This is a genomic window from Streptomyces sp. NPDC001515 (assembly GCF_053597115.1).
In genome coordinates, this window is record NZ_JBSFHN010000033.1 from 1 (window position 1) to 13358 (window position 13358).

A 13358-nucleotide genomic window follows, 5' to 3' on the forward strand; every position below is an offset into this window, starting at 1 on the left:
GGTGCTGCCGACACAATCCGGCCGAGAAGTAAGGAAGCACACGGGTTCATCCTCCGCACTCTCGTCTCGTCTCAGCCAATCAAGACGACGTCTAAACGGTGCCGAACATCTGCGCACAAAGAACGGCGACTACTACGTGGCCTTCGCCGACAACGTCGATCCCACCCACCTCGCACTCCGTTCCCTGGCGGCTCTCGGCTCGCCGGACACACCAGCGGTGCTCGCCGCACCGTTCGACATGACTGCGGCACACACCCACGGAGTGATCGTCTGCTCCGGCGACGGGCCGGTGCAGCCGATGGTGGCCTTGGTGGAGAAGCCCGGCCATGAACAGGCGGCCCAGTTGGCGGCCAAGCACGGCACCGGCAATCTGCGCCTGCTCCAAGGACGCATGCGAGTAACCCCGCAGCTATCGGCCCACGTTGCCGCCACCGCCCGCCGGACCGAGGGTGAACCCAAGCTCTCCCTGGCCATCGCCGCCTACGCCCGATCACACCGCGTCGACGTCATCACCCACACAACGCCTCTCACTGACCTCGGCCAACCGAACCGGCAAGAAGACGCGAACCCGCACCTCGAACCCTCATCGGCACCCCCGGATCAGGGCTGAGGAACATAGCCCAGGATCGCCGGTTGGCCAAACCGGCGATCCCCCGCATCATTGGTAGTCCACCGCCACGCCCTGCCCGTCCGTCGAAAGGCACCCACCAGCAACCGCAGCCTGACCCTGAAGCACGAGGCCAAGAGCCCGCCGTCAAGCCGCGGCGTAGCTCGCCCGGAAAAGATCCTGCGCCTTCTCCACATCCATCGGCGTGCGGAGCTGCACCTCCAGATCACCGGTCCCGTGGTGCCCGAGGCCCGACACGTCGCGGGTGAAACCCGGAACGAGATCGACGTTCTTCGGGCTGACCTTCAGGTAGACCACCAGCTTGGTCCGCTGCGGCGGACACACACAGGCGAAGTTCCGCAGCCGCTGGTACGCCCGGTACTGCTTGCGCTCGACGCGGGACACACCGTCCCCGAGCCCGAGCAGGGCCTCGTCGACCGCGCCGGCCAGGTCCGCCATGACCGCATCCCGGCCGCCACCCGCTGTCGGGGTACGCGGGCGAGGCCGCGCCGGGCGGACCTGCGTGCCACCGCTCGTGGAGGCCACGGTCTCCAAGCCGAACAGGTCGGTGCCGAAGAGTCGGTAGCGGACCAGGTCGATCGAGCGCCGGTGTTCACCCACGGCGTGCACGTCGTACCGGGTGAAGTCGCCGGCAATGCAGATCAGGCGCGGACTGCTCCACAGGACTCTGGACGCGGCCGTCACCCCGAGCCGGTCACGAACCAGGTCTTCGAACTCGGCCCGGTGGTCCATCAGCCACGCCAGGTAGAACAGGCCCTGGTTGATCACGCCGGCGTCTGTGCCGCGCTTGTACTCGACGATTACGGGCGAACCGTTCTCGTCCAGTCCCAGCGAGTCGATTCGCCCCCCGAGCACCGGTCCGGTGCTGTACTCGCTCGCCAAGAACCGAACGCCCAGCAGCGTCTCCATGCAGTCCTCAACAAGTCGCTGAACGTCCGCCTCGATCTCAGCAAGACGCGGCACGACCTCAGCCATACCAAGGTTGATCATGTCCATGCGAAACAACTTCAAGTCCGCCACCCGCCTCCCCCGGCTCGGAGAACACCAACGCCGATGAGATGCGAAATTGTTTCCGAGGGAGGCTTCGAGAACGTGAAGATGCTGTGAGACCCTACGTACGGCCTGATCGAGGAGCGCTCGCGTCCCCCGATCGCCGGGAATCCGCGATTCCCCCATCCGTCCCCCAGGCGCTGAGGGACAGCTCTCGAAAGCTGCATTTGCGCAGGTCAGCCCCCGTAGCTCAGTGGATAGAGCAGGCGCCTTCTAAGCGCTGGGCCCCTCCCACTCCTGCTCCTCACATGGACCACAGCTCGTCGAGGGCTGGAGGCACACCACCCTCGACCGCGTGGCCTGCTACCCCCGCTCCACCAAGCTCGTTCTCCGCAAGTCACTCCCTAACCCGGAACGCCACCGGCGATCTCGCGATACAGGCGCTGAGGCGCCGATCCATTTGGTCGGCATCCCCACCTGCGCGCCCCGGCGCTGCGCCGCTGCGTGCAGGAAGAAGCCAAACTCGGGCGAACGGACCGCGTCAGCGGCTGTCACGGGTCGCTGGCGGCACATTCGGCGGCGATTCGAGGAAGAAGTCGATTCCAAGATGCTCCCGCATCAGTCCTCGCAGCGCACGGCCATCGATTAGCTGAATACGCCCGACCCCTTGGGCAAATTCGATGCTGGATTTTGAAAATGTTCCGTTCGTGATGACCATCCCTTTGCGGGCCTCACTGTCGTGTATGGACTGGGCAAAGCTACGGATAACCTCGCCAGCAACGGCCCTCCGGACGTGCTTGACCTGAACGATAATGGTTTCCCGGGCGCCTGGACGAGTAAGCATCGCATCGATTCCTGTATCCCTTCTCTCATCAATAGCCACTGACCCCTCACCCATCTCCTCGAGAAGGCGGAAGACCAATCTCTCGAATCGGATTGGGTCCATCGCATCAAGATCAAGAACTGAGTCGGGGTCGGGAACTTTCGACCCCACAAAGGGATCCCACACGCGAACAATGCTGTCGTACCCGATGGTGGCCAGGAGGCTGTGACTCCAACTTCTATCGATGGCAGCCATGGCCAGCACCTTTTGCGGACGAATGGTGATTAGTTCATGGCGAGCGGCAGGTTCTACTCGAAGATTCCACAGCCGCACAATGCCGCTGTAGTCGGCCGTTGCTAGGCAGCGCCGCCCGGCGGGATCGACGAGTGCAGTCACGGCCCGTCCGGGGAACGCGCCGGTCCGCAGGGTCTTACCGACTGGAGCCCCATTCATAGCGTCCCGGGTTTGGAAGCCTCCGCCATACTCCGCAACAACAAGACGCGGGGGCTCGTTCGCCTCTAAAAATTCCGCCATAGACAGAACTTCTTTTGAGCGAATAGCATATCGAATTCCGACATATCTTCCGTCGGTTGATTCCCAAAGGCGCACTTCCCCGCCATAGTCGACCGTCGCGAGCAGTGGAGATCTCGCACGCCTTGGGACTGCGGCGATTGCCACGACTCCAGGCGCCTGCACCGTAAATGGCTCACTGACCATGGAGCCCGTCTCTGGGTCCCACGTTCGTACCTTTCCATCCGGTCGGCTGTAGGTGGCTAGGTACGTCCGGCCATTGATGGCAGGAACCGAAGCCATTGCCACGACACCACCGGGGACCGGAAATGAGAAGCGTTCCCGTTCCTGCTGCCACGCCGCCCGTGGCAGGGCGGACTCTGCGAAGGGCATCGCCCGTGGGCCGATGCTTCGCTCTCCCGTTCCCCCGGCTGTCGTACGCATCGCTGGGAAATCACCGCCCACTCCTCCTGCGAGCCGTTCGACGTAGCCTGCTACCTCCCGCCGGACCAGTTCCTGTACCGCAGTGATGTCATGGCGCAGTTGGGCACCCAACAGCGCCTCGCGCACACCGGGCAGGAAGTGGAACTCGAAGCGCGCCATGTCACGCATGCCGTGACCGTCTTGCCACCCTTCCAAGAGTCCGCCCAGCGCGACCTCCGCAATATGGCCGTGGTCCGAGTGCGGCAGCATGGCCCGGCGTACGAGTGTCATCACGGGAAGGGTCAGCGGTACTGCGGACAGATAGCCCGCCAACTCCTGGGCAACAGGTGACGCGGCCTCCTGGAAACGGCGCAGGGCCTGGGTCCCATCGAGCTCCGGGGCGGCAACAAACGCCGGAGCCGGGGCTGGCCCACTGTCCGTACCCGTCCGGCCGATTGTCAGGCACGAAAGCCTGTTCCACCGGCCCTCGCCCGCTACCAGCGAGGCCAGCACAGCCAGACCCGGGGGCGACGCCTCAACTATGGGAATCGCAATGCTGCCTGCGAGCCCCTGCCGGCCTCGGCTCCTAGAGCTCGGCCTGGAACGACCACCAAGTGGAGCTGCCTCGGCCAGGCGCCACGATGCGTTGGGGGCCGCCGGCCGCGCGGCCCGTACAACGACACCCGCTGGGGCCACCGCGCCCCGGGTCCACAGACGGCGCGGAAGCACGTTCAGGAGTGCCAGTGGGCTGTGTGTCGCCCACTGGGCCAAGACGGCCTCGAGGCTGGTAGCGCTCCAGCCTTCCGCTACCGTGTCCGTGACTACCAGTACCAGCCGGTGTCCGGACGGATCGGCAACTTCTTGAGGGCGGCGAGAGTCGCCGCCGTTCGCCCGTGCGACAGTCGGTGTGCCTCCTGCCTCAGTACCGCTTAGGAACCACACTCGTACGTCGCGGAAGATGCCAGTCTGTTCGATGGTGCGTGTCAGCTCGCTGACCAGGTCGTGCCAGAGAAGCATCGAGTGATGTGTGTCGATGACCAGAGCTAGGTCGAGCCAACGGCCGCGCTGTGGCTTCAGTATCGGCACTACCATGCCCTGCTCGGCGCTGCTGTTGGCGCTGAGTTCCTCGTCCAACTCAGTCGTGGTGACGCCTGGTGCCGTCCGGCGGCCGAGTGGACGCAGCGCCCTCATAATGCCGAGGGGGTTCTCGAGGGCCAGAGCGCGCCGCACTAGGACGGCTTCGCCTCGCCGAGCGTCCGAACTGACACCACTCGTGTCCTCTGCGGGCGTGGCGCTGTAGTACCGTTCGCTGGCCTGAGGCCCACCGTCGTCTCGGTCTGGCTTGCTCGGTGGCACGGCCCCGTGTTCGACGTCCGGCTCTCCTCCGTCGCCCGTGCGGGCCAGATGCCCCTCGGCGCTGATGCGCGCGGCTAGCCATAGGATGTCAGCCAGTTCCTCGTGTCCGGCGTCGGCACCCGATTCGAGCAGGGCTGCGAGCAATTCCTCGATCACCGAAGGGTCCTCACACGGACGAGGGGCCGCTGAGCCGGTGCAGCACCGTCTCCAGGAACTGTGTGCGCTCGTCCGGGTCGGCCCATGCCCCCTTCAAGCGCAGTTGAACGGCATTTAGTAGTTGGTCGGTCGCGAGGTCGCCGTCCATGCGTCGGTGGATGAACGCTTCGACGAGTTCCCTGTAGTGCTCGTCCGACGTGCAGTCCAGTCCCAGCCGCTGCCGAACGATCTGCGTCAACTTCTCCTTTCCTGGCGGCTCCATGTGCAGTCTGATGCAGCGTCGTAGAAAGGGGGGAGGGAAGTCGCGTTCTCCGTTGCTGGTGAGGACAACGATGGGGAAGGACCGGCACTGCACCCGCCCGCGTTCCACCCGTACCCGCGCCTGTGGATCGTCCTGCGTACCGATCCTCACCTCATGCTGCTGCGCCGCCACCCGAACCAGCTCAGGGATCTCGAAAGCCCCTTCCTCGAAGACTGTGAGCAGATCCCCGGGCAGATCGATATCGCTCTTGTCGATCTCGTCAACGAGCAGCACACGGGGCCGGTCTTGCGCCAGCAGTGCAGTACCCAGCGGCCCGAGGCGTAGATACGGTGCGATGGACGGGTCCAAGGGGGTGGCGGGTGCCTGTTGGAGGTTGCGCAGATTGGCATCGTGAAGCCTGCCGATTGCGTCGTACTGGTACAGGCCATCACGCAAGGTGGTGCGACTGGTGATCGGCCAGTGCAGTACGGGACCGAGTTCCAGGTCGGTTGCGATGCTGTACGCGAGCGTGGACTTGCCGAGGCCGGGCTTTCCCGTGACCAGCAGCGGTCGGCGCAAGTACAGGGCTGTGTTGACCGCGTCCTTCTCGGCCATGTCCGGCACGTATCCGGTGCCCCTGCGGTGCGTCTCCCGCCAGGCTGAGCCACCGGTCCCCGGTGGCGCGTACTCCGGATCTTGCACGCCCGAGAAGTCACGCCAGGGCGGCCGCTGTTCAGCCAGCCGCATGTGCCTCTGCTGGATGGTCCCGGGGCCCTGGTAGATCCACCATTCCTTTGCCGTCATGACAGCGGCCGCCTTTCAGGTACGCGTTCGGGGTCGTCCCACATCAGTGCCAAGGGGAACGAAGACCGTCGCACCCCGTCGGTGGGGGCTCCGGGCGGGGGAATCCGTAGTGTTCTCAGCAACGCAGGAAGCCGACGGACATCCATTCCGTCTGCTCCCGCAAGCGCGGCCACCAGCCCGCCTACGGCCGGTGGCGCATGGCCGCGGCGTGGCCAGACGGCAATTGGTACGCCGGCGTCCAGCACGGCGTCGAGCGTGTCCGTCAGGCGTTGCTGGGACACGTCGGCCAGCACGCACACGGGCGGTTCAGTGGCCTGTAGAAAGACGCCGAGGGTGTCACTGACGTCGCCGTCGCCCAGCTCGTGCACGGCCTTCGGGTCAGTTCCACCATGGGCCTTGAACCACTGCCACTTGCGCCGCCAGTGCTCCCCTGCCACGCCATCGCGTTCGCCGGGACAGCGCACGAGGACCTCGTAGTGGCAGCCGAGTTCGATCTCCTTTCCCCGCCTTCCGATTGACAGCCGCCAGCACTCGAACTCCTCTTCTAACAGACCGTAGGGCACATGGAACTCGATGCGCGTCAGCCCGCCCTCCTGATCTGCGAGCAACTGCCTGGCCAACCGATCTTGCACCTCCGACATGGCTAGGGGGCGGTTCGACTCAAAAGTCGCTTCGAAGGCGCCTTCTCGGTAGAGCCACATCCTTAACCAGTAGACGCCGTCGGTTTCAGTGTCTTCCGCGAGCCGTGCATGTAGACCCGCGGGTTCGGGATCTGGCTGGGGTGGGGCAGGGACGGGAGCCGCACCCAGGCGTTCCCGGGTTTCGTCGACCCAGGCGTCAGCCGCTTCGGCCCATGGCAGCTCGGGAGAGCATGCAGCGAGATAGCGAATAAAGGGCAGCGTGAGCGGCATGTCGCGCTGCCTGCCCTGTCGAGCGTCGAGGTCGTAAGCGATAGCCATCAGCCCGCCGGGCGGCAGGCCGCGGTGAGCGGGAAGCGCGCAGCCGGTGATGTCGAAGGCCCAGCGATAAGCATCGTGAGTATGGGCAGGGGCCCCTCGTCCGTGCAATAGCGCGCCGAGTTCCTTCCAGCCAATCTGGTCTAGACGCGGAGCTCCAGGTCCTGCGAAGTCGGGATCGGTCCAGCGATCGCCGAAGATGGTAGAGCCGCTCCAATCGCGGTCAATGACGAACTGCGGGTACTGCCAGGCAAGCCCCTTGGTCCGCAGTAGCTGAAAGTCAGCCTGCAAGGAGCGGGCGATGCCGACGAGTCCGTGCACACTCTGGTCCAGGGTGCTCTCGTGTAGCCGGCGCATCAGAGTGTCGGTGAACTGGCCAGCGCCCCGGTCAGCGAGGTTTTGCGCGACCTCGCCAGCGTGTGAGGCGTAAAGCGTGAATTGGCGGCGCCCTGGGTCTGGCGGACGTGCTCCGTAGTCCGTCTCGCCGAAGGAGAGCTTGCTTGCCGCGCGGGCATCGACCCGGCAGGCGTCACCGATGGCTATCTGTCGGCGAAAGCGACCGTCAGCCGGTCCAGCTCCCTTCCACCACCGCAGCGCTGCCTCCAGGTTGAGATGCGTAGTCCAGTCACGGGTAGCATCCGCGTAAGGGAGGAGCATCTGGTGGGCTTGGTCGAGATAGCCGTGTCCGGCCCAGTAGATCCACAGCAGATCGCCGTCACACGTAGGAAGTTCCTTGAAGAGGATCCGCTCTACGTTGTCCCGGGTCGGCGAGAGGTAGCTGTGCCGCGATAGCTCATGCCGGGTCCGATCAAGAGGCGAGAGCAGTAGGTTCACCTGGTGGTCCGGGACGCCGGCGGGGCCGGTAAGCCAGTCGGCGAACCGTACGGCGTCGCGGGCCGCGCCGGGCAGGTCCCACCGGTGGCTAATGCCGTACGACTCGATGCCTACGACGAGCGCGAAGACACGATGTGGGTCGATATGTTCATGCCCGTCGACTGTCACCGTGGCGCCTCGATCTCCTCTGCGATCCGGTCGTACACCGCATCGAGCTTCCAGTACGCGCTGTGACTAAGCGGAAATGGCTGCCTGCTGCTCACCTCGTGGTCGATGACGCGGGAGTCGCCGGGGAAAACTGGTTCCGCCCGGTATGCGAGGAGGTCCTTACGGTCGAAGACATTGAGCCAGCGCGGGAAGCCGGGCGGCAGCCCGGCGGTCGGCGGGAGTCCGGAGAGGGCACCCAGTTCGTGCAGAAGTGGCGCCTGCGAGCCGACAGTCACCAGCAGTCGCGCCCCGGGCAGCGGTCTCTGGTCGACGGCTGCGAGGGCAAAGAGATCCACGAGTGCGATGCCACCCAGGCTGTGACCGATCACGACAGTCGGTTTGGGGCTCGCTGTGATTAGGCTCTCTAGGTGGTCGCGGAGAGGCCGGCCACGGGCCTGGTACCGCAGAATGTCGCCGAGCGCTGGCACGGATCCTGTAGTCAGCGGCGCCCTCCAGTGATCGAGTGCAGGCTGGGTAGTCAACCGCAGGGCGAGCGTGCCGAGTACGGCGGCAGCCCGGCCGCCCGGGAAACGCCCAGTGCCGCCCAGCCTCGCGCCGACGAGGTCCACTAGCCGGTCGCGCTCGTCACCGGTACACAGAGCCTCGTCCCCGGCTGCGTTCAGAGCCTGGGCGACAACCGAGCGGGCCACGGTCGCTGCCAGCTCCCGGACGGCCGGGGCCTCGTGCACCGTTTCGCACGCGCCAGCGAATTCTGCGGAACCGGCAACAGTGGTCAGGGCTTCTCGGTAACCGGCCTCGATGCCCATGGACCCGAGCAACGGCGTCAGTTCACTGGGCGCCGTGTCGCCTTGCAGCATGGCGAGCCGATCGGCGATCTCTTCGCCTGCGGCACGGACTCCCGGCATCCCCAATCCGTCGTCCTCAACAGCGGACTCAGCCAGAACCCGCAACTCACAGAGTGGGTCCATTAGCAGCAACAGCCACTCTGCGGTCTCCTGGTCGAGCGGGCTCGCAGCCGACGTGCCACGAGTACCGTCGACCCCCGGGATCGAGGCGCCACCCGCACTGAGCTTCGCACCATAGGCGTCGCCCCAGTAACAGGGCACCAGTTCTGCATCGGGGAAGCGCGCGGTTATCCCTGAAATGACAAGGCTGGCCCACTGGTCGTAACGCCTACGGCGCACGCCAGTCCCGTGAACGAAGATGAACCGCATGCGGACCAGCCCTCCCCCATCGTGCAGTTTGCAGACAGGAGAATATCTGCTGCACCGCATGAGCAAGTGGAAATCAGTGCTGCTGCACGTGCTGCGGGGCGCCTCGGTGGATGCGCAGCGACGCAGGGGGCTGGCTGAGTCGCCGCCCCAGCGCGGACCTTGCCGCCAAGCTCTGCCATCAGAAGGATGTCCGAAAGCGAAGCACCCAAGCACCCGATTCTCGGGAGGATGCTGCATCGACCGCGCCGTGCGGCGGTAGTCCCCGGTACCTGGCACATTGCCCAGGCAGCATCAGATCCGCACCTTGTGCTCATCCGCGGCGCCAGGTTCTGCCCTACCCGCACCTGGCCGTCACTCAGCGTGCCGTTGGCAGTGTCTTCTCTGGGCTGACCTCCGATCCCACCACGGCCCGCCGCAACGCCGCTTCCTGGGGAGAACCTGGGGAGTATCGAAGACGCTGGGGAGCGCGTGGGGAGAATCGACCGCGTAACGCAGCAAGATTCTGAAAGACGCTGAAAGACTCATTCATGCAAGTCAGGGACGCGTGCAGCCGCATCGATGCAGGTCAGCGCCACCACCTAGACAATTTCATGACGTAGTCCACTGGGTCCAGCACGGCCCACCTGAACCCTTCTCGTGCAGAACCGACGACCGCGACCAAGATCAGGGCCATACGCGGGCCGGGCTCAGGAAACCAAGAGGCGCAGACAACGTTTCTGCTGGTCAGCGCAGCATAATCTCCGTACTGCCAGCAGACGAAGAACCTACTGGCACTCTGCGCAGGTGGCTGAGTGGGATCGTCATCGGCAACATGTGCGGTCCTGTAGTCAGCCTTGCCGTTCTGGTCCGTGGGGGCTCCATCCCCTTAGGTACGGCTCGATTTCCTCCAGCGTGGGTTCGCTTGTCTGCGGCATCTCTGGGAGCCTACTCAAGGGGTCGGTCGACGGGCCGAGTCCAGAGCCTGCTCGTCCGCAGCACCGTCCGACTCGCCGATGCGGCGTTCCAACGCCGTGCAGTACGCGCTGAGCACCGCGGCCTCTTGCCAGCAGCCCGCCTGTTCACGAAGCACCTGGGCAAGTTGTTCGCGAACAGCCTGTTCCCTTGCCACGTCCATGGCCGCCTGCCAGCGGACTTCACGTTCCGCCCTGGCCTGCTCTTCATCCTGCCTGTGCCGAGCATCCTCTGCCGCTCGCGCCTCAATCTCTCCAAGGATCACACCCAGGGCTTCTTCAAGCGTCCGGGTCTTCCGATCCCGCCAGCGACCAGGCCGATCGGTCAAACCATGAGCGAGCTCTACGACGAGCCGAGCGGAGCGCTCCGCATCTGTGGACTCCGGGAACTACCGCCTGACGGTGACGGTATACGCGAAGCCGTCGACAGCGACATCAACTCCGCCCTCGCGCGGGTAGAAGGATGACCGGGACTTCCGCACCTCGTGGCCTCGCCGGACTGCCTCAGCCGCCAGTCCCTGCAACAGCAGGAGCGCCCTTCGGCGCAATGCCGAGGGCATCACCAGCCGACTCTCATCGTCTTTGAGCGCGGTCACGATCGGATGGAGGTTCCCCAGCCGTGAGGGAACGGGAACCGGATCCCCGCCCGCCTTCGCCCGTTGACTCCGCGCATTGGGATGCGGGCCATCCGCAAGGAACAGCTCCAGCCCCGGCCCACTGTACGGAACCTTCTCAATGCGCTTGCCCGCTGGTTCCAGGCCGTGCCGTTTCGCATAGTTGACGACGCGCCGCCACTCCGCGACCTCGTCGTCATCAGGGTCGGTGATCCGAAAGCGGCCCTCGGCGACGAGCCGCTCGATCAGCTCTTGAGCCTTCGCCCGCCGGGCCCGCGCGACGGGCCTCTCGCTGTAGGGCGTCCGAGAGCTGGCGGGCGCTGCCGGCTCACTGTCACCAGAGACCTCAGAGTCGTCGTCGCTCATCAGGACCCCACCATCCCGCAAGTCATCGGCCGAGCGCCAGCTACTCGACGTCCAGACTCCACCACCCTGGCTGGAAACTAGGCGGTTCGACGAATCCGGCCTGCCGTACAGAGCCAAAAGACACCCGTCAGCTGTGGGAGTCCCCTGGGACTTTTCTGGGACTTCCGACCCCATCAAGCGGCACGAACGTGAAATAGCCGAAAGGTCATTCGCGCAGGTCAGCGACCGCCAACCGCTCATCGTGGCAGGTCACCGCACTCGCTGGTCTCTTCCGGGACATCTGATCAGCACGACTCAGTAGGTCCACGCTCAGCGTCGCCTGTCCTCGGCACCCCATCGACGCTCGCCACCTTGACAGGGTCTGACCTGCCCGAAAAGGCGCCTGACGCCCCATCAGAACGAGCGTCAAATGAGCGTCACGAGCGTCATTTCAGCGTCAAGATATCGCCAGTAACGCCCACACCGCACATAATACGCACTCACAAAACCCCAGTTCAGGAGCCCTTCGCGGCCGGTTCGAGGATGGCGACGCACTCCACATGATGCGTCATCGAACAACGATGATCGGCGGATCACGTGATGCTCACCACGTCGTAAATGAGGGCAACATAGCCGAACATCACCGGTTAGCCAAACCGGCGCTTCTGCAGATGATTATTGTCCGCCGTTTGCCCAGAGCACCACTGCGGATCAGTTCCTGCGGGCCGCGCCGCTTGTCGCCGACCGCCTTCTGTATCCCTTTGGGGCTCCATACGCCCCCGGAGATCCACCGCACTTGCCCACCGAACCGATAGCGCACTACACAGACCGTCAGACGCACACGAAGAATGAAGGCGGTGCCCCTCTCGTCCGAGACGACAGCCAGTCGTCTCTCCTGGCGAATGCCTGGTACTCGACGCGCGACCTGGCCGCCTGCCTGCGTGTAAACGCCTCGACTCTGCGCCGTTGGCGCACCGCCCGGCCACCCCAGGGCCCGCCGTTCGTATCCGTTTCGGAACGCGTCATCATGTACAGCGCGGTCGACGTTGAGGAATGGCTGCGTCGCCACCGGACCGTCCCGGGAAGAGTCGCATGATGGCCGACAAGGCCATTGTGCCGGTCGGTGTCCGACTCACCACCGACATCGAGTACCGGCCTGATCGCCCCAACCCGTACCGCGCCCGAGTCCGCTGGTTCGATCCGGCTACGAAGCGGCGTCTGTCCCTGTCGGAGGGGAAGGCGGACGAGGACGAAGCGAAGGAGTGGCTCCAGTCCATCATCGAGGCGGCTGAGGCAGGGCTGTCCCCGTCGCTCGCCACCATGAAGCTCGCCGAGTACGGCAACGCGAACATGGAACTTGCCCTGCGTGGATTGGAGTTGAAAACACTCGACCCCTACCTGTCAGGCTGGCGGATGCGTGTCGTGCCCGCCTTGGGCCACGTCGCGGTCCGGATGATCACCAACGGCGTCGTCGACCGCACCGTGCAGAACTGGATCGCCGACGAGCTGAGCCGCTCCACGGTGAAGAACACCATCGCCGTCCTGGTCCGTGTCATGGAGCAGGCAGTGCGCGATGGCCTCATCAAGGTGAACCCCGCCCGGGTCACAGGCTGGCAGAAGCTCTACAAGCAGGCCGAGGACGAACTCCTCGACCCACGCGCGCTCGCCCTGCCAGACTGGGAAACACTCCTCGCACTGGCCGACGCACTCGTGGCCGCCTCCTACGACGAGTACCGCGGCTGGGGAGACGTGGTCGTTTTCGCCGCGTGTACCGCCGCACGGATCGGCGAGGTCTCAGGCTGCCGCGTCGGGGACATCGACACCACCCAGTGGATCTGGACCGTGCGGCGTCAGACCACACCCGCACCCGGTGGGCTGACCGACAAGGGGACCAAGGGCAAGCGGGCCCGCAAGGTTCCCATCATCGAGGAGATCCGCCCCCTCGTCGCCCAGCGCATCCTGTCCGCCGGCCCCAACCCGGACACCCGCCTGTTCACCGGCCCGCGCGGCGGACGCATCTCCACCGCCGTCCTGCGCGACGCCACCCACTGGGACGATGTCGTCACCAAGCTCGGCTACGAGCACCTGCGCCGCCACGACCTCCGACACACCGGCCTGACCTGGTTCGCCGACGCCGGGGTCCAAGTACACGTCCTCCGCAGAATCGCCGGCCACGGTTCACTTACTACCACCCAGCGCTACCTTCACCCGGATGTCCACAAAATCACGGCAGCCGGGGCGGCGCTCTCCGCCCACTTCAGCGCGCTGCGCGCACCACGCTCACTCCCGAGCCCCATCGTCATGACCCGCTGACCCGGTCAAGGGCGCCGGACCTCCAGTTGGTCC

At 65.3% G+C, this 13358-nt stretch carries 10 protein-coding genes; 3 read left to right on the top strand and 7 right to left on the bottom strand.

Features of this window, described 5'->3' with window-relative positions:
* The coding region (locus ACWCXC_RS28965) for a hypothetical protein (RefSeq protein WP_450890973.1) at positions 1 to 610 on the top strand (610 nt) is incomplete at its 5' end.
* Positions 611 to 754: 144 nt separating this feature from the next.
* Here ACWCXC_RS28965 and ACWCXC_RS28970 read toward each other — a convergent pair.
* The 7 genes from ACWCXC_RS28970 to ACWCXC_RS29000 all read right to left on the bottom strand — a co-directional run bounded on the left by ACWCXC_RS28970 (position 755) and on the right by ACWCXC_RS29000 (position 11033).
* Entirely contained in the window at positions 755 to 1648 is an 894-nt protein-coding gene (locus tag ACWCXC_RS28970; RefSeq protein WP_450890974.1) for a DUF5655 domain-containing protein, read from the bottom strand.
* 511 nt (positions 1649 to 2159) lie between these two features.
* The gene (locus tag ACWCXC_RS28975; protein ID WP_450890975.1) at positions 2160 to 4886 is read right to left on the bottom strand and encodes an SAV_2336 N-terminal domain-related protein; all 2727 of its coding nucleotides are present in this window, start codon (positions 4884 to 4886) and stop codon (positions 2160 to 2162) included.
* A gap of 10 nt (positions 4887 to 4896) precedes the next feature.
* Positions 4897 to 5931, bottom strand: coding sequence for an AAA family ATPase (locus tag ACWCXC_RS28980; protein WP_450890976.1), 1035 nt, complete (start codon positions 5929 to 5931; stop codon positions 4897 to 4899).
* The gene (locus ACWCXC_RS28985; protein ID WP_450890977.1) at positions 5928 to 7889 is read right to left on the bottom strand and encodes a VMAP-C domain-containing protein; all 1962 of its coding nucleotides are present in this window, start codon (positions 7887 to 7889) and stop codon (positions 5928 to 5930) included. The genes ACWCXC_RS28980 and ACWCXC_RS28985 overlap by 4 nt, the downstream gene beginning before the upstream one ends.
* A complete protein-coding gene (locus tag ACWCXC_RS28990; RefSeq protein ID WP_450890978.1) occupies positions 7886 to 9103 on the bottom strand; it encodes a hypothetical protein in 1218 nt (405 codons plus the stop codon). Before ACWCXC_RS28990 ends, ACWCXC_RS28985 begins: the two co-directional genes overlap by 4 nt.
* Before the next feature lie 928 nt (positions 9104 to 10031).
* Positions 10032 to 10319 carry a hypothetical protein gene (locus ACWCXC_RS28995; RefSeq protein WP_450890979.1) on the bottom strand — a complete coding sequence of 96 codons (288 nt, stop codon included), beginning with the start codon at positions 10317 to 10319 and terminating at the stop codon, positions 10032 to 10034.
* 123 nt (positions 10320 to 10442) lie between these two features.
* Positions 10443 to 11033, bottom strand: a complete 591-nt coding sequence (locus ACWCXC_RS29000; protein ID WP_450890980.1) for a hypothetical protein — start codon at positions 11031 to 11033, stop codon at positions 10443 to 10445.
* A gap of 775 nt (positions 11034 to 11808) precedes the next feature.
* Here ACWCXC_RS29000 and ACWCXC_RS29005 point away from each other — a divergent pair.
* A complete protein-coding gene (locus ACWCXC_RS29005) occupies positions 11809 to 12108 on the top strand; it encodes a helix-turn-helix domain-containing protein (RefSeq protein ID WP_450890981.1) in 300 nt (99 codons plus the stop codon).
* Positions 12108 to 13325, top strand: a complete 1218-nt coding sequence (locus ACWCXC_RS29010) for a tyrosine-type recombinase/integrase (RefSeq protein WP_450890982.1) — start codon at positions 12108 to 12110, stop codon at positions 13323 to 13325. The genes ACWCXC_RS29005 and ACWCXC_RS29010 overlap by 1 nt, the downstream gene beginning before the upstream one ends.
* Positions 13326 to 13358 lie beyond the last annotated feature (33 nt).